The organism is Stenotrophomonas rhizophila, assembly GCF_003751305.1.
GTDB classification, from domain to species: Bacteria; Pseudomonadota; Gammaproteobacteria; order Xanthomonadales; family Xanthomonadaceae; genus Stenotrophomonas; species Stenotrophomonas rhizophila_B.
The window spans coordinates 444,990-468,952 of the sequence record NZ_RJKV01000002.1 but is presented as its reverse complement, the minus strand read 5'-3'; the positions used below and the strand labels follow the sequence as shown (position 1 = coordinate 468,952).

General features: G+C 66.2%; 25 protein-coding genes. 7 read left to right on the top strand and 18 right to left on the bottom strand.

What is annotated here, in order from left to right:
- Nucleotides 1-29: 29 nt before the first annotated feature.
- The 5 genes from EDF74_RS10665 to EDF74_RS10645 form a co-directional block, all read right to left on the bottom strand.
- Entirely contained in the window at nucleotides 30-557 is a 528-nt protein-coding gene (locus EDF74_RS10665) for a F0F1 ATP synthase subunit delta (protein WP_123730107.1), read from the bottom strand.
- 3 nt (nucleotides 558-560) lie between these two features.
- Complete coding sequence (locus EDF74_RS10660) at nucleotides 561-1,031, bottom strand: F0F1 ATP synthase subunit B (protein ID WP_123730106.1); 471 nt, start codon at nucleotides 1,029-1,031, stop codon at nucleotides 561-563.
- Between the two features lie 111 nt (nucleotides 1,032-1,142).
- Nucleotides 1,143-1,445 (bottom strand): F0F1 ATP synthase subunit C, encoded by a 303-nt coding sequence (gene atpE, locus EDF74_RS10655; RefSeq protein WP_017354883.1) that lies wholly within the window; start codon nucleotides 1,443-1,445, stop codon nucleotides 1,143-1,145.
- A gap of 67 nt (nucleotides 1,446-1,512) precedes the next feature.
- On the bottom strand, nucleotides 1,513-2,307 hold the full coding sequence (atpB, locus tag EDF74_RS10650; protein ID WP_123730105.1) for a F0F1 ATP synthase subunit A: 795 nt from the start codon (nucleotides 2,305-2,307) through the stop codon (nucleotides 1,513-1,515).
- A gap of 31 nt (nucleotides 2,308-2,338) precedes the next feature.
- A complete protein-coding gene (locus EDF74_RS10645; protein ID WP_184997288.1) occupies nucleotides 2,339-2,707 on the bottom strand; it encodes a hypothetical protein in 369 nt (122 codons plus the stop codon).
- Between the two features lie 536 nt (nucleotides 2,708-3,243).
- Between EDF74_RS10645 and EDF74_RS10640 the strand changes: the two genes are divergently transcribed.
- On the top strand, nucleotides 3,244-4,062 hold the full coding sequence (locus EDF74_RS10640; RefSeq protein ID WP_123730103.1) for a hypothetical protein: 819 nt from the start codon (nucleotides 3,244-3,246) through the stop codon (nucleotides 4,060-4,062).
- A gap of 494 nt (nucleotides 4,063-4,556) precedes the next feature.
- On the opposite strand, the gene lpdA is transcribed toward EDF74_RS10640, so the two are convergent.
- From lpdA to EDF74_RS10620, 4 genes are all read right to left on the bottom strand, one after another.
- A complete protein-coding gene (lpdA, locus tag EDF74_RS10635; protein ID WP_123730102.1) occupies nucleotides 4,557-6,371 on the bottom strand; it encodes a dihydrolipoyl dehydrogenase in 1,815 nt (604 codons plus the stop codon).
- 17 nt (nucleotides 6,372-6,388) lie between these two features.
- The gene (locus tag EDF74_RS10630) at nucleotides 6,389-7,036 is read right to left on the bottom strand and encodes a hypothetical protein (RefSeq protein ID WP_428999152.1); all 648 of its coding nucleotides are present in this window, start codon (nucleotides 7,034-7,036) and stop codon (nucleotides 6,389-6,391) included.
- Nucleotides 7,033-8,439 (bottom strand): dihydrolipoyllysine-residue acetyltransferase, encoded by a 1,407-nt coding sequence (locus EDF74_RS10625; RefSeq protein WP_123730101.1) that lies wholly within the window; start codon nucleotides 8,437-8,439, stop codon nucleotides 7,033-7,035. Before EDF74_RS10625 ends, EDF74_RS10630 begins: the two co-directional genes overlap by 4 nt.
- Before the next feature lie 200 nt (nucleotides 8,440-8,639).
- The gene (locus EDF74_RS10620; protein ID WP_123730100.1) at nucleotides 8,640-9,161 is read right to left on the bottom strand and encodes a DNA-deoxyinosine glycosylase; all 522 of its coding nucleotides are present in this window, start codon (nucleotides 9,159-9,161) and stop codon (nucleotides 8,640-8,642) included.
- 192 nt (nucleotides 9,162-9,353) lie between these two features.
- Between EDF74_RS10620 and EDF74_RS10615 the strand changes: the two genes are divergently transcribed.
- From EDF74_RS10615 to glpK, 3 genes are all read left to right on the top strand, one after another.
- A complete protein-coding gene (locus EDF74_RS10615) occupies nucleotides 9,354-9,986 on the top strand; it encodes an OmpW/AlkL family protein (RefSeq protein ID WP_123730099.1) in 633 nt (210 codons plus the stop codon).
- Nucleotides 9,987-10,134: 148 nt separating this feature from the next.
- The gene (gene glpD, locus EDF74_RS10610) at nucleotides 10,135-11,628 is read left to right on the top strand and encodes a glycerol-3-phosphate dehydrogenase (protein WP_123730098.1); all 1,494 of its coding nucleotides are present in this window, start codon (nucleotides 10,135-10,137) and stop codon (nucleotides 11,626-11,628) included.
- Nucleotides 11,629-11,676: 48 nt separating this feature from the next.
- On the top strand, nucleotides 11,677-13,176 hold the full coding sequence (gene glpK, locus EDF74_RS10605) for a glycerol kinase GlpK (RefSeq protein ID WP_123730097.1): 1,500 nt from the start codon (nucleotides 11,677-11,679) through the stop codon (nucleotides 13,174-13,176).
- A gap of 72 nt (nucleotides 13,177-13,248) precedes the next feature.
- Here glpK and EDF74_RS10600 read toward each other — a convergent pair whose 3' ends face one another.
- Both EDF74_RS10600 and EDF74_RS10595 read right to left on the bottom strand, forming a co-directional pair.
- Nucleotides 13,249-14,043: a MetQ/NlpA family ABC transporter substrate-binding protein gene (locus EDF74_RS10600; RefSeq protein WP_121040102.1), complete on the bottom strand. Its 795-nt coding sequence runs from the start codon at nucleotides 14,041-14,043 to the stop codon at nucleotides 13,249-13,251.
- 113 nt (nucleotides 14,044-14,156) lie between these two features.
- A complete protein-coding gene (locus tag EDF74_RS10595) occupies nucleotides 14,157-15,122 on the bottom strand; it encodes a helix-turn-helix transcriptional regulator (protein WP_123730096.1) in 966 nt (321 codons plus the stop codon).
- Between the two features lie 90 nt (nucleotides 15,123-15,212).
- Here EDF74_RS10595 and EDF74_RS10590 point away from each other — a divergent pair, with 90 nt between their 5' ends.
- On the top strand, nucleotides 15,213-15,830 hold the full coding sequence (locus EDF74_RS10590) for a hypothetical protein (RefSeq protein ID WP_123730095.1): 618 nt from the start codon (nucleotides 15,213-15,215) through the stop codon (nucleotides 15,828-15,830).
- A 122-nt stretch (nucleotides 15,831-15,952) separates the two neighbouring features.
- The gene (locus EDF74_RS10585) at nucleotides 15,953-16,729 is read left to right on the top strand and encodes a DUF481 domain-containing protein (RefSeq protein WP_123730094.1); all 777 of its coding nucleotides are present in this window, start codon (nucleotides 15,953-15,955) and stop codon (nucleotides 16,727-16,729) included.
- Nucleotides 16,730-16,794: 65 nt separating this feature from the next.
- On the opposite strand, the gene hemC is transcribed toward EDF74_RS10585, so the two are convergent.
- The 6 genes from hemC to EDF74_RS18120 all read right to left on the bottom strand — a co-directional run bounded on the left by hemC (nucleotide 16,795) and on the right by EDF74_RS18120 (nucleotide 22,894).
- The gene (hemC, locus tag EDF74_RS10580) at nucleotides 16,795-17,706 is read right to left on the bottom strand and encodes a hydroxymethylbilane synthase (protein ID WP_123730093.1); all 912 of its coding nucleotides are present in this window, start codon (nucleotides 17,704-17,706) and stop codon (nucleotides 16,795-16,797) included.
- 55 nt (nucleotides 17,707-17,761) lie between these two features.
- Entirely contained in the window at nucleotides 17,762-18,490 is a 729-nt protein-coding gene (locus EDF74_RS10575) for a LytR/AlgR family response regulator transcription factor (protein ID WP_123730092.1), read from the bottom strand.
- Between the two features lie 10 nt (nucleotides 18,491-18,500).
- Nucleotides 18,501-19,547, bottom strand: coding sequence for a sensor histidine kinase (locus EDF74_RS10570; protein WP_123730091.1), 1,047 nt, complete (start codon nucleotides 19,545-19,547; stop codon nucleotides 18,501-18,503).
- A 4-nt stretch (nucleotides 19,548-19,551) separates the two neighbouring features.
- Entirely contained in the window at nucleotides 19,552-20,217 is a 666-nt protein-coding gene (locus tag EDF74_RS10565) for an alpha/beta hydrolase (protein ID WP_184997286.1), read from the bottom strand.
- A 73-nt stretch (nucleotides 20,218-20,290) separates the two neighbouring features.
- Nucleotides 20,291-22,198 (bottom strand): glucans biosynthesis glucosyltransferase MdoH, encoded by a 1,908-nt coding sequence (gene mdoH, locus EDF74_RS10560; RefSeq protein ID WP_123730089.1) that lies wholly within the window; start codon nucleotides 22,196-22,198, stop codon nucleotides 20,291-20,293.
- A gap of 516 nt (nucleotides 22,199-22,714) precedes the next feature.
- Nucleotides 22,715-22,894 carry a hypothetical protein gene (locus EDF74_RS18120; RefSeq protein WP_148045943.1) on the bottom strand — a complete coding sequence of 60 codons (180 nt, stop codon included), beginning with the start codon at nucleotides 22,892-22,894 and terminating at the stop codon, nucleotides 22,715-22,717.
- A gap of 194 nt (nucleotides 22,895-23,088) precedes the next feature.
- Between EDF74_RS18120 and EDF74_RS10555 the strand changes: the two genes are divergently transcribed.
- Nucleotides 23,089-23,478, top strand: coding sequence for a DUF2628 domain-containing protein (locus tag EDF74_RS10555; RefSeq protein ID WP_123730088.1), 390 nt, complete (start codon nucleotides 23,089-23,091; stop codon nucleotides 23,476-23,478).
- A gap of 31 nt (nucleotides 23,479-23,509) precedes the next feature.
- On the opposite strand, the gene arsC is transcribed toward EDF74_RS10555, so the two are convergent.
- Nucleotides 23,510-23,944 (bottom strand): arsenate reductase (glutaredoxin), encoded by a 435-nt coding sequence (gene arsC / locus EDF74_RS10550; protein WP_123730087.1) that lies wholly within the window; start codon nucleotides 23,942-23,944, stop codon nucleotides 23,510-23,512.
- Nucleotides 23,945-23,963 lie beyond the last annotated feature (19 nt).

Sequence of the window (23,963 nt, the reverse complement as noted above, 5' to 3'; positions counted from 1 at the left end):
CCGGCGGTCACGCCGGACGTTAAATGAATTCAGTTAGCGAGCGCGGTCTGCAGGCGCGACAGCTTGCCCTTGAGCGAGCCATCGATGACCACATCGCCGGCGTCGATCACGGCACCGCCGATCAGCGACGCATCGACCGCGGTCGTCACGTCCACCTCGCGGCCGAAGCGCTTGCGCAGCGCGGCCTTGATGGCGTCCAGTTCGGCGCCGGACAGTTCCGAGGCCGAGGTCACGGTGGCCTTGACCACGTGTTCGGCTTCAGCGCGCAGCTGGTCGTACATGCCGGCGATTTCCGGCAGCAGCGGCAGACGGTGCGCGTCGGCCAGCACGGCCAGGAAGCGACCGAAGGTCTCGCTGGACGATTCCGGCACCAGCAACGCGACGGCGGCGTCGCGCTCCAGCTCCGGGTTCGACAGCAGGGCCGCCACGCGCGGGTCGGCAGCTACGTGGGCGGAGAACGCAAGCGCGTCCGACCACGGCGCGAACGTGCCTTCGTCGCGCGCGGTCGCGAACGCGGCGCGGGCATACGGGCGTGCAAGCGTGAGGGCCTGGCTCATCGATCAGATCTCCGATGCCAGCTCGTCGAGCAGCGCCTTGTGGGCGTTGGCGTCGATTTCGCGCTTGAGCAGCTTTTCGGCACCGCTCACGGCCAGCGCGGACACCTGCTTGCGCAGATCTTCACGGGCACGGTTGGCGGCAGCTTCGATCTCGGCGTAGGCCAGATCTTTCTGGCGGGTGGCTTCGACGATGGCTTCGTTCTTGGCAGCATCAACGATCTGGTTGGCGCGGGCGTGGGCCTGATCGATGATCTCGTTGGCCTTGGTGCGCGCATCCTTCAGGGCATCGTTGACCTTTTCCTGCGCCTGGGCCAGATCCTTCTGGCTGCGGTCAGCAGCGGCGAGGCCTTCAGCGATCTTCTGCTGACGCTCTTCGATGGCGTTCATCAACGGCGGCCAGATCTTGGTCGCGATGATCCAGATCAGACCGGCAAATGCCAGTCCCTGGGCAACGAGGGTAAAACCGATATCCATGGGGTTCGCTCAATCGGGGGTGACGGGGTGGATGGGCCGCCGTGGCGGCGCATCCGATCCTTCATCCGCGATCAGGCGCACAAGGCGCCTGATCGTTTCGCTGTTGCTGGATTAACCAGCAACCTGCGGCAGGCGTGCAACGAACTCGCCGATCATCGGGTTGGCGAAGGCCAGCAGCAGGCCGACGGCGACCGAGATGATGAACGCGGCGTCGATCAGGCCGGCGGTGATGAACATGCGGACCTGCAGAACCGGAATCAGTTCCGGCTGACGGGCAGCCGATTCCAGGAACTTACCGGCCATGATGGCCAGACCGAGACCGGCACCCAGCGCGGCCAGGCCGATCATGATGCCGACGGCGAGGACGGTGGAGCTCTGGACTTGGGCGAGGTTGGTCAGGACGGCGAAGTACATGGTTTTCTCCTGGAACTTTGAATAGCTAAGGGTTTAGAAACAAACGGATGAAGGGTGAAGCGAAAACTCAGTGAGCGTCTTCCGACAGGCTCAGGTACACGATGGACAACATCATGAAGATGAACGCCTGCAGCGGAATCACCAGCAGGTGGAACAGCATCCAGCCCAGGCCGAATGCACCGCCTGCGATGGCACCGGCGATACCCGCACCGCCCAGCACCCAGATCAGCAGGAAGACGATCTCGCCGCCGAACATGTTGCCGAACAGTCGCATCGCCAGCGAAATCGGCTTGCTCAGCCATTCGACGATGTTGAGGATCAGGTTGAACGGCATCATCCACTTGCCGAACGGCGCGGTCAGGAATTCCTTGGTGAAGCCACCCAGGCCCTTGGAACGCAGCGCGAAGAACAGCATCAGGAAGAACACGCTGATCGACATGCCCAGGGTGGCATTGACGTCGGCGGTGGGAACCGGCTTCCAGTAAGGCACGCCCATCAGCTCAAGCGGCTTGGCGATGAAGTCGGCCGGGATCATCTTGATGAGATTCATCATGAGGATCCAGAAGAACAGGGTGATCGCGATCGGGGTCACCAGCTTGCTGGTGCCGTGGTAGGTGTCCTTGGCCTGGCGGTCAACGAACTCCAGACAGATCTCGACGAACGCCTGCCACTTGCCCGGAACGCCGGCAGTCGCCTTGCGGGTTGCCATCCAGAAGCCAAACACCATCAACAAACCCATCAGGACCGAAGTCACAATGGTGTCGACGTGAATCGCCCAGAAACCACCTTCCTGCATATGGAACGTCAGGTTGTGCAGGTGATGTTGGATGTAGGAGGTGGGTGTCAGCGCCTCGCCTGCCATGTGTCCGGAACCTTGAGTTAAATAAATTGGATCAGCGCCTGGCCAGAGCCAGGACCTGGAACATCAACCCGACGGCGATACCGGCCAGCAGCGCCAATGCAGGCAGCTTGAAGACCAGGAACCCCACCATCAGGACGCCGAATACGAGCACCCACTTTGCCACCACCGCCAGGATCAGGCGGGTCATCGCCGATCCTGCCGCCTGCACACCGCCACCGAGCGCCATGCGCGCAGCAACCCAACCGGCTGCCGAGACTGCCACACCAGAGAGCAGCGCCCCCAGGGCGGCCTTCGGGCCTCCCCAGAACAGCAGGCCAAGAGCCAGGACAGCCACTGCAGCGAGCGGGTAAACCGCTGCGCGCAGCATCAGTCGCCGACCCGCGTCAACGGAGTTCAGCACGTGAATGTCCTGCATGGTTGTGAGTAGGAAAGGCCGAGGCCGCAAGCAAACGCCTCGTCGAGCCGCCAAATTATAGCAATGGGACAATTTGAGAGACAACCGCTGCCTGTTCATCCCGGATATGGCCCCGCCGTTGGGGCCTCCTGCCCGCCTGTGCCACCTGCGGTCCAATCGGTTTGCGCGGGAGTGAGCCGATGCGGCAGTGCAGCATGTTGAACTTTGGCGACGACGACCGGTCACATCGATGAGCCTGCCGTTGAATCCTCGTCGGCGTCCCGCGAGCGGGCTGGTACAGGGTGGCCCCGAAGCCCTCTCCGGGGCCACCCTCTTTTTTCAGCGCCGGGGGCGTGATCACGGACCCGGTGACGCCGACCCGCCCTGAACGGTGGCTCGAGCCGAAAACGGCCAGTGCGCGGACCTGCGGGTGTTCGGCGCGCATGAACGGTACACACAGCCTCCACCATACCTTCACGAATGGTGGACGTCGCAGTGGGCAATGTGACGCCACATCACTAGAACCACCGCAAGGACCCCCGATGCGCCCGATGCTCTCCCTGCTTGCCGTGCCAGTTGCTCTGGCCGCACTCTCCTATGCCGCTCCGTCCCACGCTGCCGAAGGCGATGACCGCTTCGCGCTGCGTCTGGGTGCGATGCAGATCGATTCGGACAACACGATCCGCGGCAACACCAACATCGCGGGCCAGGACGTTGGCTTCTCCGAAGATTTCGGCCTCGGTGGCAAGGAATGGGAGCCGCGCATTGACGGCATGTTCCGCATCAGCAACCGCCAGCGCCTGCTGTTCAACTACTTCAAGTACGACAAGGATCGCCGCGAGACGCTCGATCAGGGCGTGAGCTTCGGTGATACCAACGTGCCGGCCGGCAGCTTCATCAAGGGTGAGCTGAAGTATCAGGTCGCCAGCCTGGTGTACGACTACTCCGTCGTGGACACCGAGAAGTTCGACCTCGGCCTGCAGCTCGGTGCCGAGTACGCCAAGGTCAGCACCAAGGCGTACGCCGACGTGGGTGATCTGTACCAGGGCGAGTTCCTGGACGAGAAGGCCGACGGCGTGGCGCCGGTGGTCGGTGCCCGCCTGAGCTTCAATCCGTCCGAGAAGTGGATGATCACGCTGCAGGGTCAGTACCTGAACACCAAGTGGGGCAACTTCGACGATTACGACGGCGATCTGAGCCGTGCCAATGCGATCGTCGATTACCGCTTCACCAAGAACTTCGGCGTGTTCGCCGGCTACGACTGGTTCAAGCTGGACGTGGACCAGAGCGGCAGCGATGGCACGATCGGTCTGAAGCAGGAGTTCAAGGGTCCGGTGGCTGGCGTCAGCTTCGTCTTCTAAGCCCTTCGCAACACCGCTCTCTCCAAGCGCGGCCTCCGGGATATCGGGGGCCGCGTTTTTTGTGCGCTTAGGGTTGAAGGGCGGCTTGGTCGAGTGGCGGGCAGGGACACCCTGTCGTGCGAATGTCCCCCGGCGACGGCCTGTGGCCGTCACCTCCTCCTTGATTTCGCCCCACAGGGTATCCATGCCCGCCTCGAAAAATTCCGGTGGTGGTCTGCAGGAGAGCGTCAGGCGTTCGCTGCGCAGGCCGGGGCCCGCCGCGGCCGGTAGGCCGTTGGGCAAAATCAAGGAGGAGGCAGCCGCCACCAGGCGGATGCCGGGGGACATTTGCCGAACGGCCTACCGGTCGCGGCGGGCCCCGGCCTGTGCAGCGAAGCGGCCCCAAGAGATGCTGCTTCGCCAGCCTCAGCCTCAGCTTCAGCAACAAAAAACCCCGGCTTTCACCGGGGTTCTTCGTTGAGCTGGAGCCACCACCAACGGCGGTGATCGACCAATTACTTCTTCTTCGGCATGTACAGATCGGTGATCGTGCCGTCGTAGATTTCCGCCGCCATCGCCACCGATTCGCTCAGCGTCGGATGGGCGTGGATGGTGTGGCCGATGTCTTCGGCCTCCGCACCCATCTCGATCGCCAGGCCGATCTCGGCCAGCAGGTCACCGGCATGCACGCCGACGATCGCACCACCAACGATGCGGTGGGTCTCTTCGTCGAAGATCAGCTTGGTGAAGCCCTCGGTGCGACCGATGCCGATCGCGCGGCCGCTGGCGGCCCACGGGAACTTGGCCACGCCGACCTTCAGGCCCTTGGCCTTGGCTTCGGTTTCGGTCACGCCGACCCACGCGATTTCCGGATTGGTGTAGGCCACCGACGGAATCACACGCGCCACCCATTCCTTCTTCTCGCCGGCAGCCACTTCCGCGGCCAGCTTGCCCTCGTGCGTGGCCTTGTGGGCCAGCATCGGGTTGCCGACGATGTCGCCGATCGCAAAGATGTGCGGCACGTTGGTGCGCATCTGGCGGTCAGCCGGAATGAAGCCACGGTCGGTGACCTGCACGCCGGCCTTCTCGGCATCGATCTTCTTGCCGTTCGGCGAGCGGCCCACCGCGACCAGCACGCGGTCGAAGGTGCTGGCGTCCAGACCCGGCTTCTCGCCTTCCACCGCGGCTTCGAAGGACACGGTGATGCCGGCCTTGTCGGCCTTGACGTCGGTCGCCTTGGTCTTCAGGTGGACCTCGACGCCCTGCTTCTTCAGGCGGTCCGCCAGCGGCTTGACCAGGTCCTTGTCGGCGCCCGGCATCAGCTGGTCCATGAACTCCACCACGGTCACCTTGCTGCCCAGCGCCGCGTACACCGTCGCCATTTCCAGGCCGATGATGCCGCCACCGACCACCAGCAGCGAACCCGGCACGTCGGCCAGCTCCAGCGCATCGGTGGAATCCATGACGCGCTTGTCGTCCCACGGGAAGTTCGGCAGCTTCACCGCCTGCGAACCGGCCGCGATGATGCACTGCTCAAAGCGCAGCAGCTGGGTCTTGCCGTCGTCGCCGACGATTTCCAGCTCGTTGGCCGAGACGAACCTGGCCAGGCCCTGCACAGTGCGCACCTTGCGCTGCTTGGCCATGCCCGCCAGGCCCTTGGTCAGCTGGGTGACCACCTTTTCCTTGTAGCCGCGCAGCTTGTCCAGGGTGATGGTCGGCTTGCCGAACTCCACGCCGAACTCACCGGCGTGGGCGACTTCATCGATCACCGCCGCGGCATGCAGCAGCGCCTTGGACGGGATGCAGCCCACGTTGAGGCAGACGCCGCCGAGGCTGGCGTAGCGCTCGATCAGCACGGTATCCACACCCAGATCGGCCGAACGGAAGGCCGCGGTGTAACCGCCCGGGCCTGCACCCAGCACCACCATCCTGCATTCGATATCGGCCGGCTTGCCCGAGGACAACGCCGGCTGCGGCGCGGCCGGTTCGGCCGGGGCGCGGTGCGACGGGGTCACCGGCGGCTTGCTGGCCGGGGCGGCCTCGGCCTTGGGTGCTTCGGCCTTGGCCGGCGCAGCCGGTGCGGCAGCCTCGCCTTCGGCCTCCAGCAGCAGCACGACGTCGCCTTCGGAGAGGTTGTCGCCGAGCTTGACCTTGATTTCCTTGACCACACCGGCGGCCGAGGACGGCACCTCCAGCGTTGCCTTGTCCGATTCCAGCGTGACCAGACCCTGGTCCTTCTTCACCGTGTCACCCACGGCGACCAGCAGTTCGATCACCGGGACACCGCTGTAATCGCCGATGTCGGGAACCTTGATTTCAATTGCGGCCATTCGTGTTCTCCTGGTGCTCAGCCGGCCTTGCCGCCGAGCAGTTGCTGCAGTTCGTCGAGCGACTCGTCCAGATCTTTCCAGCGACGGTCGAGCTTCTTTTCCTTGGTGTCGCTGGCTTCGATCAGCAGCGCCACCTGTTTCATCATCAGCCGGCCCGCACCGCACTCCGGCCGGGTGCCGCTGTATCGCTGGCCATCCACGGTGAAGGACAGCACGTGACCCTCCAGCACCGGCGCCTTGCGGTCGCCCGGTACCTGCGCGGCCAATGCGGCCTGCCAGCTGTGCAGCAAACGCTGCGCCAACAGCGCCGGGATGCTGACCTGGTACTGGTCCGGTTCCTGGTCCACGCGCAGTTCCACGCCGCCCTGGCGGGCACCGCTGTTCCAGGTGTAGACGCGCTTGTCGGCCCGGCTGTAGCGCAGGGTCCACTCCTGGTCCTGGGTACCGGGCAGCAACGCCACGCCGGTCTCCACGCCACTCTTGGGCAGGCTGACCAGCGACAGCGCCGGCTGCGCCTTGCCGTCGAACAGGGTTTCCACTGCCTGGCCATAGTTGCCGACCGCCGGTGGCCAGCCATGACCCAGGTCGGACGCGCATTCGCGCGCGCCCGCCTGCGCCATCGGCAGCGCCATCAGCAGCCCGGCCAGGACCAGGCCCTGCTTCACAGCAGGACGCGCCGCATGTCGGCCAGCACCTGCGAGAGGTAGGTGGTGAAGCGGGCGGCCAGTGCGCCGTCGATGACGCGGTGGTCATAGCTCAGCGACAGCGGCAGCATCAGCTTCGGGGCGAACTCCTTGCCATTCCACACCGGCTGGATCGACGACTTGGACACGCCCAGGATGGCCACTTCCGGTGCATTGACGATCGGGGTGAACGCCGTGCCACCGATGCCGCCCAGCGAGCTGATCGAGAAGCAGCCACCGCTCATGTCGGCCGGGCCGAGCTTGCCGTCGCGGGCCTTCTTGGCCAGTTCGCCGGATTCCTGCGCGATCTGCACCACACCCTTCTTGTCGACGTCGCGGATCACCGGCACGACCAGGCCGCTCGGCGTATCGGCCGCGAAACCGATGTTGAAGTACCTCTTCAGGGTCAGGTTTTCGCCGCTGGCATCCAGCGAGGCGTTGAACTCCGGGAACTTCTTCAGCGCCGCGGCGCTGGCCTTGACCAGGAAGGCGAGCATGGTCAGCTTGATGCCGGCCTTCTCGTTTTCCTTGTTCAGCGCCACGCGCAGGGCTTCCAGCTCGGTGATGTCGGCCTGCTCGAACTGGGTGACATGCGGAATCATCGCCCAGTTGCGGGCCAGGTTCGCGCCGGAGATCTTCTTGATCCGGGACAGCGGCTGGACCTCGACCTCACCGAACTTGCTGAAGTCGACCTTCGGCCAGGCCAGCAGGCTCAGACCGCCACCGGCCGCCACGGTACCGCCGGTGGCAGCGCCGCCGCCGGCCAGGGCCGACTTCACGAACTTCTGCACGTCGGACTTGGTGATGCGGCCACCCTTCTCGGTGCCGCTCAGCTGGTTCAGGTCCACGCCCAGCTCGCGGGCGAACACGCGCACGGCCGGCGAAGCGTAGGGCACCTTCTGCGGCAGCACGCTGTCGGCGTTGAAGGCCACCGGCGGGCTGGTCGGCGAGCCACCCGACGGGGCAGCGGCGGCCGGGGCCGGCTGGGTCGGCTTGGCGGCGGACTGCTCGATATCACGGGCGGCCAGCTTGTCCGGCTCGGCCGGGGTGGCGACCGGCTCGACCTTGGTCGCGGTCTCGGCGGCTTCGGCCTTGGCAGCAGGGGCAGCCGGGGCAGCAGCAGCAGCCGGCGCCGCGGCGGCTTCGCTGACTTCGATCAGGGCCACAAGCTTGCCCTCGGAGAGGTTGTCGCCGATCTTGACCTTGATTTCCTTGACGATACCGGCCACCGAGGACGGCACTTCCATCGTAGCCTTGTCCGATTCCAGCGTCACCAGACCCTGGTCTTTCTTGACGGTATCTCCAACGGCGACCAGCACCTCGATTACCGGGATATCGCTGTAGTCACCGATATCGGGGACAAGTGCTTCCTTGATTTCGGCCATGGGGAAAACTCCGGCAATCTGGTGTAGGGAATCGCCTATTGTGGGGGCTTCGCGCGCCAGCGCCAACCAGCTTGGCGAATTTTCAGCGCCGCTGTCCCGGGACAGGCTGTTGCAGGCATCTGCTTTTGCCGGATTGGGCTTGGCACAGTGCAAAGCGGAATTTTCCAGTCGGTACCGTATTGTCCAGCGCTGTCCCCGCCTCAGCGCCGGATGGCATCGGCCAGCGGTTGCCATGCCTCCACCAGCCGGGGCAACGGCCAGGCCGCGTTGGCCGGGCTGGTGGAGGGCAGCGACCAGACCGGCACCTCGCGCGCCGCATCGAGCAGCGCCGGCACGATGAAACGCTGGAACGCCCGGTACGCGGTGCCGCCATTGCAGGCGATCGCACGCAGCGCAGGCAATCCGTCGATCAGTGCCCCAAGCGCATTGGGCACTTCACTGCCGCGCACGATCGACGCATCCAGGCTGCCGCGTCGCTCGCACTGCCCGATCACATCCCACACGCCCACACCGCGCGCGTTCAATGCGCGCACGCGATCCGGATAAGAAAGCGTCGCGTCGATTCCGCACAGCACGCCCATCAGCGGCCAGAAACGATTGCGCGGATGGGCGTAGTACTGCGCCGCCTGCAGTGATGCGACACCTGGCATCGAACCGAGTACCAGCACGCGGCAGTCGACGTTCAGCTGCGCAGGGAAGCCGATGCACGTTGTCGTTTTCATCACACCATCGCCAGATGCATGAATGTCAGGAGTTGCATGATCGCCTGTAAATACAGCGGTTTTGCACTGATCGCTGAATGGAAACAACTAAATTTTAACGTGCGTCGGACGCGATTCAGATTGCGAGGACTACGGTTGCCTCGCCCCACAACACCGGGGCCCAGAACAAAAACATCCTGAGGAGATTCCCCCATGCGCTCCATCCGTACCCTGACCCTGGCTACCCTGACTGCTCTTACTTTTGCGCCGGCTGCTTTCGCGCAGGACAGCACTGTTGATACCGCTTCTGGCAAGCACTTCGCCGTCGTCGGCGGCGTCTCGCTGCTGCAGCCGAAGAACGATCCGCTCGATGGCGTGCGCAAGGTGGACGGCGGCCCGGCCCCGACCCTGAGCTTCAGCTACTACATCAACGACAACTGGGCCGTGGAACTGTGGGGCGCAGCCGACAAGTTCGATCACCGCGTGCGCGGCACTGATGGCGCCCGCCTGGGCACGGTCGAGCAGCAGCCGATCGCGTTGAGCGGCCAGTACCACTTCGGCCAGGCCGACAACGTGTTCCGTCCGTTCGTGGGCGCCGGTTACTACGAGTCCAACTTCAGCAATGAAGACCTCGCCAGCGACATCGGCCACATCGGCGTGAAGACCGCCAAGGGCGCGATCGGCACCGTCGGCGTGGACATGAACATCAACAGCACCTGGTTCGCCCGTGCCGATGCCCGCTACATGCATTCGCGCCCGGAGCTGACCGTCAACGGTGAAGGCACCGGCGACAAGGCCAAGCTGGATCCGTGGACCGTAGGCTTCGGCATCGGCGCGCGCTTCTAAGCACGCCGTTCCGCGTCCACGCAGTACGCACAACGGGCCCCTCGCGGGCCCGTTGTCGTTGTGGGGCCCGCCACTTTCATCGGGCGTTGCCGGCCGGTGGCCGACACTGGGGTGACGATGGACCCGACCGGTCCGCCCCGGGGAGCCGATGAGCGAATCCTTCGACGTGCTGGTAGTGGGCGGGGGCATCAACGGCGCCGGCATCGCCCGCGACGCAGCAGGACGCGGCCTGTCGGTCTGCCTGTGCGAGCAGGATGACCTGGCTGCGCACACTTCCAGCGCCAGCACCAAGCTGATCCATGGCGGCCTGCGCTACCTGCAGCAGGGCGAGTTCGCGCTGGTGCGCAAGGCGCTCAACGAGCGCGAAACGCTGCGCCGGCTTGCACCGCATCTGATCCTCCCGACCCGCTTCGTGCTGCCGCATGCGCGCCACCTGCGCCCGGCCTGGATGCTGCGCGCAGGATTGTGGCTCTACGACCACCTTGGCCACGCCAATCCCCATTTCCCGCGCTCGCAGCGCATCGACCTGCAGCGCGATCGGAGCGGCGCTGCATTGCAGCCCGCCTACCGGACCGGCTTCACCTACGCCGATGCACGCGTCAACGATGCCCGGCTGGTGGTGCTCAACGCGCTCGATGCCCATCAGCGCGGCGCCGACATCCGCACACGCACCCGCTGCGAACAATTGATCCGCCACCACGATCACTGGTGGGCCGTACTGCGCACCGCCAACGGCGACGTGCAGCGCATCCGCGCCCGCTGCGTGGTCAATGCCAGTGGGCCGTGGGCCGGTGCCGTGCTGGAACGGGCCGGACTCGATGCGCCGTTGGGAGTGCGACTGGTGCAGGGCAGCCACCTGGTGGTGCCGCGCCTGTTCGCCCATGACAGTGCGTACCTGTTCCAGCAACCCGACCAGCGGGTGGTGTTCGCGATTCCGTTCGAACAGGACTTCACCCTGATCGGCACCACCGATACCGACTACGACGGCGACCCGGCGCAGGTGCAGCCCCGCGCCGACGACCAGACCTACCTGCTCGAGGCGGTGAACCGGTTCGTGCGCGTTCCGGTGCGCGCCGCGGACATCGTCTGGCGCTACAGCGGGGTGCGCCCCCTGTTGGCCGATCATCACCGCGATGCATCGCGGGTCACGCGCGACTACCGGCTGGAGCTGGATACGGCTGGCGCGCCGCTGCTGAGCGTGCTGGGCGGCAAGCTCACCACCTACCGCGCACTGGCCGAGGACGCGCTGGGGCGGCTCTCACCTGCGCTGCCGGAGATGGGCGCGGCGTGGACCGCCGGTGGACCGCCGTTGCCGGGGGGCGATGGCGGCACGGCCGCTGAAGTGGCCGAGGCGCTGCAGCGTGACCACCCTCGCCTGCCCCCTGCTCTGCTGCAGCGTCTGGCCAGCAGCTACGGCACCCGTGCGGTCGGGCTGCTCGCCGGCGCACAGACACTCGACGCGCTGGGCCAGGACCACGGCGGCGGCCTCTACGACCGCGAACTGGACTACCTCATCGCGCACGAATGGGCCCGCACGGCTGACGACGTGCTGTGGCGCCGCAGCCACCTGGGCTTGCGCGTGGACGCGGCACAACGAGAGGCATTGGCCGCCACGCTGCAGGCGCGTGTTTCGATGCCGTAGGCTGTACGCCTGTTACGCCTCACGGCATCGATTTCCACGGAGCAGACCATGGACAAGCACTACGTGCTCGCCATCGACCAGGGCACGACCAGTTCGCGCGCCATCCTGTTCGATCGTGCCGGGCGCATCGCCGGCAGCGCGCAACGCGAGTTCACCCAGATCTTCCCGCAGCCGGGCTGGGTGGAGCATGACCCGCGCGAAATCCTGACCAGCGTCTACACCACGATCACCGAGCTGTTGAACCGCCACCAGGTCGACCCGCGCACGATCGCCGGCATCGGCATCACCAACCAGCGCGAGACCACGGTAGTGTGGGACAAGGCTACCGGCCAGCCGATCCACAACGCCGTGGTGTGGCAGTCGCGGCAGAGCCATGCGATCTGCGAGCAGCTCAAGGCCGACGGCCACGAGCCGCTGATCCGGCGCAAGACCGGGCTGTTGATCGATGCGTATTTTTCGGCGACGAAGATCCGCTGGATCCTCGATCACGTGGAGGGTGCACAGGCACGCGCCGAGCGCGGCGAGCTGCTGTTCGGCACCATCGACAGCTGGTTGATCTGGAACCTCAGCGGCGGCCAGGCGCACGTCACCGATGTCACCAATGCCGCGCGCACGCTGCTGTTCAATATCCATGCACTGCAGTGGGACGATGAACTGCTGGCGATGTTCAACATCCCGCGCGCGATGCTGCCGCAGGTGCGCAGTTCCAGCGAGGTGTATGCCACCACCCGGGCGCAGTTCTTCTTCGATCAGCACCTGCCCATTGCCGGCATCGCCGGCGACCAGCAGGCCGCGCTGTTCGGCCAGGCCTGCTTCGAACCGGGCATGGCCAAGAACACCTACGGCACCGGCTGCTTCATGCTGATGAACACCGGCGAGAAGGCAGTGAGCTCCGACAATGGGTTGCTGACCACCATCGCGTGGGGCATCGATGGACGTGTGGAGTACGCACTGGAGGGCTCGATCTTCGTCGCCGGCTCGGTGGTGCAATGGCTGCGCGACGGGCTGCGCATGTTCGGCAAGTCCAGCGATTGCCAGGCCTACGCCGAGCGTGCCGCGGACAATGGCGGCGTGTACCTGGTGCCCGCGTTCGTGGGGCTTGGGGCGCCGTACTGGCGCAGCGATGTGCGCGGCGCGATGTTCGGGCTGACCCGCGGCACCACCAAGGAGCACTTCATCCGCGCGGCGGTGGAATCGATGGCGTACCAGACCCGCGACGTGCTGGCGGCGATGCAGGCCGACGCGGGGATCGAACTGAAGGAGCTGCGCGCCGATGGTGGCGCGATCGCCAACGACTTCATGGCGCAGTTCCAGAGCGACATCCTGGGCGTGCCGGTGCTGCGCCCGCAGGTGGCCGAAACCACCGCGCTCGGCGCGGCCTACCTGGCCGGGCTGGCCACCGGCTTCTGGCGCAGCCGGGCGGAGATCGCCGAGCAATGGGCGGTGGACCGCCGCTTCACCCCGCAGATGCCGGTGGATCAGCGCGAGGCGCTTTACAGCGGCTGGCAGCAGGCGGTGGAGGCGACGATGGGGTTCCGCGTGGGGTGAGGCCCGCGTCGGCGATCATTGCCGCGCGGGCGCGGCCAGCCACGCATGCCGTGGCTCTACCGTGGGTGCCGGTCAGAATGCCGGGAGGACCGCGCCCTTGTACTTCTCGGCGATGAAAGCCTTCACTTCCGGGCCGGTCAGGGCCTTGGCCAGCTGCTGCACGCGGGCATCGTCCTTGTTGTCCGGACGCGCGACGAGGAAGTTCACGTACGGCGAATCCTTGCTTTCGATCGCCAGTGCATCCTGGGTCGGGTTGAGCCCGGCATCCAGCGCGTAGTTGGTGTTGATCAGGGCCAGATCCACCTGGTCCAGCACGCGCGGCAGCATCGCCGAGTCCAGCTCGCGGAACTTGAGCTGCTTCGGGTTGGCGATGATGTCACGCTGGGTCGCCAACGCATTGGTCGGGTCCTTGAGCGTGATCACGCCAGCCTTGTGCAGCAGGATCAGCGCGCGGCTGTTGTTGCTCGGGTCGTTGGGGATCACCACGTCGGCACCGTTGGGCAGGGCATCCAGTGATTTGAAACGACGCGAGTACGCACCGAAGGGCTCGATATGCACGCCGATCACCTTGACCAGGTCGGTCTTGCGGTCCCGGTTGTAGGCGTCCAGATAGGGCTCGGTCTGGAAGTAGTTCACGTCAACCTGCTTCTGCACCAGCTGGTCGTTGGGCTGCACGTAGTCATTGAAGACGCGCACGTCCAGGGTCAGGCCTTCCTTTTCCAGGATCGGCTTGACCACCGCGAGGATCTCGGCGTGCGGCACCGCGGTGGCGGCAACCACCAGCTTCTTGGAATCATTGGCCGGCTTGCCGCAGGCGGCCAGAGCCAGCGAAGCGGCAAGCAACGGGAGCAGCAGGTACTTTTTCATGGGGGCAGCGGGATCCGTAAGGGCAGCAACGCCCCACGATACCGCACGCCCCGGCCCTTGCGGAATCCGGGGCATATGACCCCACGGCATGAGCCGATGCCGGCCCGGCCGGCTTACTCGTAGCTGGTCAGCGCCAGTGCCAGCAGCGCCTTGGCCTGTTCGCGCAGCATCACCGGCTCCACGATTTCCGCGTCCGAGCCGTAGTGCAGCACGTCCATCAGCAGTTCGCGCGAGACGCTGTAAGGCAGTTTCAGCTCATAGCGGCCATCGGGCAGGAAACGGCCCTGCTGCTTGGAATGCCAATGCTCATCGGCCACCCAGCGTGCGGCCTTGGCACTGAACACGATGGTGGCCCAGCCCTTGGGCGGCCCAGAGAAGATGCCGTAGCTGGCGCCCAGCTGCTCGTCCAGCTCGGTCTCATCCACATCACGGGCGGTGGTATCGATCACGCGTGCCTTGTAGATGCGATCCACCGCGAAGCTGCGCAGGCCTTCGCGGCCGTGATCCCAGGCATCGAGGTACCAGTTGTCGCGGTAATGGGTCATGCGCTGTGGCGACACGGTGCGCTGAGTCGCCTCATCGGTGGAGCGGGCCCGGTACTCAAAGGCCAGCTGCTTGCGCTCCAGTACCGCCGAGGCGACCGCGCGGAAGCTGGCTTCATCGAACTTGCGGCCGCGGTGCGGAATCACCCGGACCCGGTCGACCGGCCAGCTGGAGACGCCGGCCTGCGCGGCCAGCAGGCCTTCGATGCGCTGCTGCAGCGGGGCCAGCACGGAGGAGAGCACGCCGCCCCCCGTGCGCGAGAGCAGGTGCTGGGAGGCCAGCAGCGCGTGCAGTTCTTCCGAGCTGAGCCACAGGCCCGGCAGCTCGAAGCGGTCGCTTTCGTCGGCCTGGTAGCGGAAGCCCGCCTCGCCGTCGCCTTCCACCGGCGCCATCAGCGCATCGCGCAGGAAGGCCAGGTCGCGGTAGACAGTCGCGCGGGAACACTCCAGTTTTTCCTGCAGGGCCGCCACCGTTACCGGGTAACGGGCGGACTTGAGCAGGCGATGCAGGGCGTTGATGCGTTCATATCGGTCCATGACCCGATTATGTCCGAGTCGCCGTCGTTGTGGCGGCTTCGGCTGCATCTTCGGCTATCGTGGGGCCCCCACCGCCTGCTGCCGCCCGTCATGCGCCTGTTGCCCGCCCTTGCCCTGTCCGCCGCCGCCCTGCTGCTCAGTGGCTGCGGACGCAGTGAAACGCCCGTGGCTGCGGTACCTGCCGCGACGGCGACGACACCGGCCGCCGATCCGGTGGCCACCGTGCTGGCGGCCAGCCAGCGCTTCGGCCAGCTGCGCAGCTTCCACGCGGTGATGAAGATGCAGGGCCCGCGCGCCCTGGAGGCGCAGATGGACTACGTGGCGCCGGACCGCTATCGGCTGATCACCGACGATGGCCCGCAGACGATCATCGGCGGCACCTTCTTCCTGCAGCGTGCCGGCGAAGTGCGCCAGATTCCGGTGCCCGAAGGCATGCTGGCGCAGTGGCGCAACCCGCTGCCGGACGATCTGGAGCCAGCGCAGCTGACGGTGCGCGATCTTGGCGAGGACCGCGCCGGTGGCCAGCGCGCGCATAAATACGAGGTGCGCCACGCCACTGCGGCCCCCGACGGCCTGCTGTACTGGGTCAATGCGCAGGGCCTGCCGGTGCAGATCGAGCGCAAGGGCGAGACGAACGGTCAACCGTTCCGCATCACCGTCACCTACTCGCGCTTCGACGACGCCTCGCTGCGTATCGATGTTCCCTGAACAGGGATCCAGGCCGAACGGGTCCTAAAGCCGGGGCTCGCCGCCGAATGTGACGCAGAACGCATCAAGTATCATCCCCCCCTTGTTGTCCCTCCCCCTTGTCCGATCACGGAGAACCGTTGATGTCCCTGCGCGTTTCGTTGCTTGTTCCCCTGCTGCTCTGCGCCCCGGCGGTTTATGCACAGGACGCTGCCGAACTGGCAGCGATGACCTCCCCCTGGAGCGGCAGTGGCGGTGAACTGGGCTTTGCCTCGGCCCGCGGCAACAGCAATACCGAGAGCTTCAACGGTCGTCTGCGCCTGCGCTACACCGACGATGACTGGGTGCACAGCATGGACCTGTTCGGCCTGCGCTCGCGCTCGGAATACACCGATACCGAAGACGACGGCACCACCATCCGCCGCCGCAACACCACCGCCAACCGCTACACCGGCAGTGCCGGCAGCGCGCTGCAGCTGGGCGAGCACCGCCAGATCACCGCCACGGTGCGTTACGAGCGCGACGATTTCGCCACCTACGACCGCCAGAGCTCGTTCGGTCTGGGTTACGGCACCCGGATCATCGACGGTGAGCGCTTCTACATGGACGCGCAGATCGGTCCCGGTGTGCGCCGTACCCACAACACCGAAGACGACGCGACCCGTACCGGCCTGATCGGCCGCGGCCTGTTCGATCTCAAGTACACGCTGACCCCGAACACCGATCTGGTGAACACGCTGCTGGTCGAGTCGGGCTCGTACAACACCTTCGCGCAGAACGATTTCGGCGTGTCGGTGAGCATGAACGAACATCTGGCGCTGAAGGCCGGCTGGCAGGCACGTCACAACAGCGACGTCGCCGAAGACAAGCGCAAGACCGACACGCTGACCACCATGAACGTGGTCTACAAGTTCAAGTAATCGGGCGGGCGCACCGCGCCCACCACGCGATGCAGTGCCGGCCAGCGGCCGGCACTACCCTCGATTCAGACGCCCAGCAGTTCCCCGGCACCGGCATCGAGCAGGCCGCGCGCCACGCGCTGGCCCAGCGTCTCCGGATCACTGGCCGGGCCACGCGCCTCAGCGCGCACGATGCGACCATCGGCGACACCGCCGACCAGGCCCTGCAGGAACAGATTCTCGCCTTCCCATTGCGCAAAGCCGGCGACCGGCACGTGGCAGCTGCCATGCAGCGCGCGGTTCATGGCGCGCTCGGCTTCCACGCAGGCGCGCGTGTCGGCATGGTCGAGCGCAGCGAACAGCGCCATCACACCGGCATCGTCGCCATTGCATTCCACCGTGACCGCGCCCTGCGCCGGTGCCGGCAACCACGCCGGCGCGGCCAGGCGCGCCACGATGCGGTTGCCCAGGCCGAGGCGTTCCAGCCCGGCCACGGCCAGCACGATGGCGTCGTAGCCACCGTTGTCGAGCTTGGCCAGCCGCGTGTTGACGTTGCCGCGCAGGTCCGACAGCTCCAGATCCGGACGCAGCGCGCGAAGCTGGGCCTGGCGGCGCAGTGACGAAGTACCGACGCGTGCACCGATCGGCAGCGCGTCCAGCGAGGCATACAGATTGGAGATGAAGCCATCGGCAGGATCATGCCGGGGGAGCATCGCCGGCAGCGCGAATGGCGCATCCAGTTCCATCGGCACATCCTTGAGCGAATGCACGGCGCAATCCGCGTCACCGCGCAGCATCGCCAGCTCCAGTTCCTTGAGGAACAAGCCCTTGCCACCGATCGCCGCCAGCGAGCGGTCCAGCACCTCGTCGCCGCGCGTGCTCATCGGGATCAGCACCACCTCCAGCCCCGGATGCGCCTCACGCAGGCGATCGGCGACGTATTCGCTCTGCCACAGGGCAAGCGGGCTCTTTCGGGTGGCGATGCGCAGGGTCTTCATGGCGCCATTATCGACGCACAGGGGCGTATCGACCAACGGTCCGGCACACCCACACTCAAAGATGCTTGAGGTCCTGCTTCAGGCTGGCCACGCAACGGCGGCTGACTTCCAGCGGCGCGTGCCCGTGGCGCAGCACCGCCTGGACCTGGCCTGCGCCATTTCGTCGCAGCTCCACCAGTTCATGGCGGGCCACCAGGCAATTGCGGTGGATACGCACGAAGCGGTTGCCGAACTCCTCTTCCAGCGACTTCAGCGATTCTTCCAGCAGGTCCTCGCCGCGGGCATGATGCACGACCACGTACTTTTCTTCGGCCTGCAGGTAGTGGATGTCCTCGACCGGGATCAAGCGCAGGCTGCCCCGCAGGCGTGCGCACAGCAGCGTGCGCGCCTGTTGGCTGGCGGCCGTCGGTGGACCGCTGCGACCGGCGAGGAAGGTGCGGGCCCGCTCCAGTGCGGCGGCCAGGCGCTCGGGGCGCACTGGCTTCATCAGGTAATCGATGGCCGCCGCCTCGAACGCGGACAGCGCATGGGCGTCATAGGCGGTGCAGAACACCACGGCCGGACGCGGCTCGAAGGTGGCCAGGTGGCGGGCCGCCTCCAGTCCATCCAGGCCGGGCATCGCGATATCGAGCAGGACCAGGTCCGGCTGCAGCTCGGCGCAGGCATGCAGGGCCTGTTCCCCGTTCTCCGCCTCGGCCACGACCTCGATACCGGCCTGATCGGCCAGCAGGGCGCGCAGCCGCTCGCGGGCCAGCGGTTCGTCGTCGGCGATCACCACCTTCAAGACAGTTTCCTCACTGGACCGGGACCGTGATTTCGCAAGCATAGTAGCCGTCGGCCCACGCCCCCGTCATCCGCGCGGCCGGGCCGAAGCGCCAGGCCAGGCGATGGGCGATGTTGCGTTGTGCATGCCCGGCGCCCTGCAGGAGCGGCAGGCCGCGCGTGGCCGGATCCGGTGCAGGGTTGCGCACGCGGATGTGCAGATTGGTCCCGTCACTGGACAGTGCCAGCACGATCGTACCGCCCGCGGGCACCCGCGAGATGCCATGCAGCACGGCATTTTCGACCAGCGGCTGCAGTACCAGCCGCGGCATCGGCAACGACCAGGGCAGCGGTTCGTCGCGCAGCCAGATCACTTTCAAGCGGTCCCCCAGGCGCAGCGACTCGATCGAGAGGTAGCGCTCGGCCAGTTCACACTCGGCCTGCAGCGTGGAATCGCCATCGCCGGCACCAAGCGCGGCGCGGAACAGGTCGGACAGATCGAGCACCGCGCGCTCGGCCACGTCCGGATCGCGGCGCAACAGGCTGGCGATCAGGTTCATGCTGTTGAAGAGAAAGTGCGGGCGGATCCGTGCCTGCAGCGCGTCGGCCTGGGCGCGCGCGTTGGCCAGCATCTGTGCGCTGCCACGATCACTGACGTAGAAGTAGCGCAACGCCAGCGCCGTGATCAAGGCGGTCATCGCCGCGCTGCCGAGAGTAAAACGCCAGAAGCCGACCGCCTGGGCGAAGCTGCTGCCACCGAGCACGCCATACAGCGCGTGCACGATCGCCGCGCAGGCACCGGCGATCAGCCCGGTCATCACCACCACCAGCACCATGCCCGGCAGTTCCGGCAGCCGCGAGAGCACCGCACGCAGACTGCACAGGCTGACCGTTACCGCCAGCGCCAGCCAGAGCGCGAAGCCGCTGGCGGACAGGAAGTCCGACAGCGTCCAGTGACGGCTGCCATCGGGTGCCAGCGCCACCACCACCACCACCAGCTCGGCCAACCCCAGCATCGCCGCCAGTCGCGGCAGGCGACACAGCTCGGGCAACCAGGACTGCTGGCGCGGGTCGTTCATGGCGTCAGGCGGCGAAGCGCGCCTCGAGCCACTCGCCCAGCGCGTGCATTTCTTCCGCACATACCTGGTGGGCCATCGTATAGGTGTGCCACTCCACCGGCAGGCCGAGGGTTTCCAGGGTCTGCGCGGTGTCCCGCGCGATCGCCACCGGGATCACCGGATCCTGCGTGCCATGGGCCATGAACACCGGCACGCTGATCGCACCGGCCACACGGGAAGCCGCCGCCTTGGCCGGATCCGGCAGATAGGTCGACAGCGCGATCAGCCCGGCCAACGGACGCGTACGACGCAGCAGCGCGCTCAGGATCACCGCCCCACCCTGGGAGAAACCGGCCAGCAGGATCCGTTCGGGCGGAATACCACGGGCGACCTCGCGTTCGATCAGCAGCTCCAGTTCCACGATGGAGGCGTCCACACCGGCGCTGTCGGCGCGCGAACGGAAGTCCGCGCTGACGATGTCGTACCAGGCGCGCATCGGGACACCGTTGTTGATCGTGATCGGCTGCACCGGGGCATGCGGGAACACGAAGCGGATCGCCGGCCAGTGCGGACGGACCAGTTCGGGCACGATCGGGGCGAAGTCATGGCCATCGGCACCCAGGCCATGCAGCCACAGCACCGACCACTGCGGGTCGGCGCCGGTTTCGTTTTCCACGGTATCCAGCATCAGGCGGCTCCAGTACGTTCAAGCCGCATTATGACCGCGCCCCACCGCAATGGGGGCGATGCCTGGAGTGACGTGATCAGCCGGCGGGATGTGCCTCGGCGGCGGCGCGGCGCAGTTCGGCCGCACGCACCAGCACCTTGGGCGGCGCCGATTCTTCGGGGATCTCCATCAGGCCCAGCCGGTGCATCCAGACGCCAGCGGTGCGCGAAGAGGTGAAGCCCACCACCGGAATCGCCAGCACCATGCCGATCACCACCGGGGCCATCCACGCGGCCAGCGAGGGGGAAACCGCGTAGGCCAGCGCGCCCATGAACAATCCGAACACGCTCAAGCCCCCATAGCCACGCGCCAATGCCGACCAGGACACACCGCCATCGTCGCGCTGCTGCGCATCCCAGCCCGAGTCCCTGCCGGCCAGCACTTCGGCCACACCGCGCGACTGCACGTACATCACCACCGGCGCCATCAGTGCCGCGAGGATGGTCTCCAGCAGCATCGAGATGAACGCGCGGATCGTGCCGCCGCAGCCACGGCGCTCGACCGGCTCCAGCAACATCGCCAGATAACCCAGCACCTTGGGCGAGAGCAGCACCACCATGGTGATCGCGAACATGCGGATCACCTGGGTCTCGTCCTGGTGGCGCCAGTACACGCCGGGCGAGAGATGCAGCACTTCATTGAGGTCGATGCCGCCCTGGAACAGGGGAATCGCGATGCCGATCAGCATCAGCATCGCCCACATCGGCGCGGTGAAGTAATGCCCGATGCCGACCAGCATGTGCATGCGGCTGACCCAGTGCAGGCCTTTTGAGCCGACGATCTTGGCGTGCTGAAGATTGCCCTGGCACCAGCGGCGATCGCGGACCAGCAGGTCGGTGAGCGTGGGCGGGCCTTCCTCGTAGCTGCCTTTGAGGTACGGCACCATGTGGGTGGCCCAGCCGCCACGGCGCATCAACGCGGCTTCGACGAAATCGTGGCTGAGCACATGGCCACCAAACGGCTCCTTGCCCGGCAGCAGCGGCAGGCCGGCCTGCTCGGCGAATGCCTGGGTGCGGATGATCGCGTTGTGACCCCAGTAGTTGCTCTCCGCGCCATGCCACCACGCCACGCCACGGCCGATCACCGGGCCGTATACGCGCCCGCCGAACTGCTGCATGCGGGCAAACAGGGTGCGCCCACCGACCACCGCCGGCAGGGTCTGGATCAGACCGACATCCGGGTTGTGTTCCATGCCCGCGACCAGGCGCACGATGGTGTCGCCGGTCATCAGGCTGTCGGCGTCCAGGATCAGCATCTGCGGGTAGGCACCGCCGAAACGGCGGACCCAATCAGCGATGTTGCCGGCCTTGCGCCCACTGTTGTCGCCGCGGCGACGGTAGAAGATGCGGTCATGGCCGCCGACCGCATCGCAGAGCGCATGGAAGGCTTCTTCCTCGGCCTGCCCGATGTCGTCTCGCCGGGTGTCACTGAGCACGTAGAAATCGAAGTTCTCGAGCTGGCCGGTCTCGGCGACCGACTCATAGATCGCCTGCAGGCCGGCCAACAGCCGACGCGGGTCCTCGTTGTAGGTGGGCATCAGCAGCGCGGTGCGGGTGTGCACGGTCGGCAGCGGCGCGTCCGGATCGATCCCCAGCTTGTAGCCACGATCGAACACCGCGGTCAGAAAGCCGGCCACGGCCCCGGCGAAGGACAGCGCGATCCAGGCGAACAGGCCCACGAACAAGACCAGCAGGCAGGCTTCAAGCACGCTGATGCCGTTGACGGCCAGCACCTTCCACATCATCCGGCTGGCGGCGGCGGTCATCGCGGCGGTGCCACCCAGGATGTAGAAGCGGCGCAGCCCGATCATCCGCGGCGCGGTGCGCTGACGCCGGACCTGTAGTTGGCCTTCACGCAGGGACTGCTCGGGCATCGGCAACGGCGACTCGGCCGGCAACGTCGCCCGACCGGCATCCAGTCGGGCGTGGAGGGTCTGGGTACTCATGCGCGATGTCCCTGTGCAGGGCGTGCCAGGCCGGAGATGCAAGATGCGGAAAGGGGCGTCCTGAGCGCGACGCGCCGGAGGGCACGCATTCGTCCTGTCGGTGCGGGCCGATCACCGGCACGCCGCTGTTGTCTGTGACTACCGGAACCCACGAACTCTCCAACCGACTTGAGACGAAAAATGCGGCTCAGTCTATGGCGCGAAATGTAAGGTGGGTGCGAAGGTTTCACCGGTGATTTCTCCGCATTCAGCTTTTGGATCGAGCCAAGTGGGCAGCGTCGCAGGACCACGGAGGCGCAGGGCCTGTGCCATGGGCCTCTCCCCATTCATCTTACAGATGATCGTCATCGGACACGACAGTCCAGAGAAGGGATGTCTTACCCCTGTCCCCGGCACAGCAGATGCCGGCGTTGCGCAGTTCGCCAGTCGGCCGCGCATGGCCGAGCCGCCCCGGAATCGAGGCAGCAGGTAGGGCAAGCAGGTCGCCAGACGGAGGGCCTGGCAAGGTGCATCCACTCAGACGGTAGGCGCGGCGATGGCCAGGTCGGCATCAACCGGCAGGCGCGACAGGGCGCGCGCGCTCACCTGCGAGAACTGCAGGTGGGCAAGCAGATGTTGCGCCTGGGTGGCCACCGGGCACGGCGCAATCTGCGGTCCTGCCGGGGGGCGCTCGGGGGTCATTACATCACTGGACATGGAAGGGCATCTCGTTGACGTCGCATTGCCCGCGGGGCTTCCGGCCGCGCGGATTGCGCACCCTATCGGAAAAGCGGGACGAATGTGTGACGGCGCCCGCCGTACCTGCTGGAGGGGGTGGGATGCACCGAAAAAGTGGCGCTTTTCCAGGTCGCCCCGCTATCATGTAATCGTTTTCAAACAACGATTCGGATATGGATTCCAACACTGCTTCCCCCCTCAGCCCCAAGTGGCAGTTCCGCTTCAACTTCTTCGAACAGCACGGCGCCCCCAATTCGCCTGGCTTCAAGGCCGCATTCAAGACGTTGACGTTCGGCCAGAGGATCAAGATCAACTTCAACTTCTTCGCGCTGTTCTTCAGCTGGATCTACCTGCTGATCCTGGGTATGTGGCGCAAGGCGCTCACCATTCTGGGCATCACCCTCGTGCTGATGGTGATCCTGGCGTTCCTGCCGGACGTGGTCGGCCGGGCGATCGGCATGGCCTGGTCGGTGCTGATCGCGCTCACCACCAATTACTCGTACTACCTGGAAAAAGTGAAGGGCGACACCAGTTGGAACCCCTTCGCGGGCATGCGCTGGTAAGCACTGCGCACGCCTGGATGAAGAAGCCCGGTCATCGACCGGGCTTTTTTGTGCCGTGCCGACCGTGGGCGTCGATCACCACCTCCCCATCTTCTTTGCGGAACGGCGCCTGCACCGGCGGCAGGATCTCCAGCACGGTCTCCGAGGGTCGCGCCAAGCGCACCCCCAGTTCGGTCTGCACGAAGGGCCGGTTGATCAGGATCGGATGGGCCAGCATCGCATCCAGCAGCTGGGTGTCCTCCAGCGTTGGATCGGCCAGGCCCAGCGCGGCGTACGGGGTGCCTTTCTGGCGAAGCGCATCGCGAACCTGCAGGCCTGCGGCGGCGATCAGTGCGATCAAACGCTCACGATCCGGCGGGGTGCGCAGGTACTCCACCACCTCCGGCGCCACGCCGGCATGGCGCATCAGCGCGAGCACATTGCGCGAGGTCGCGCAGTCCGGGTTGTGGTAGATCACGGCCTTCATGCGTGGGTGCGCATCGGGT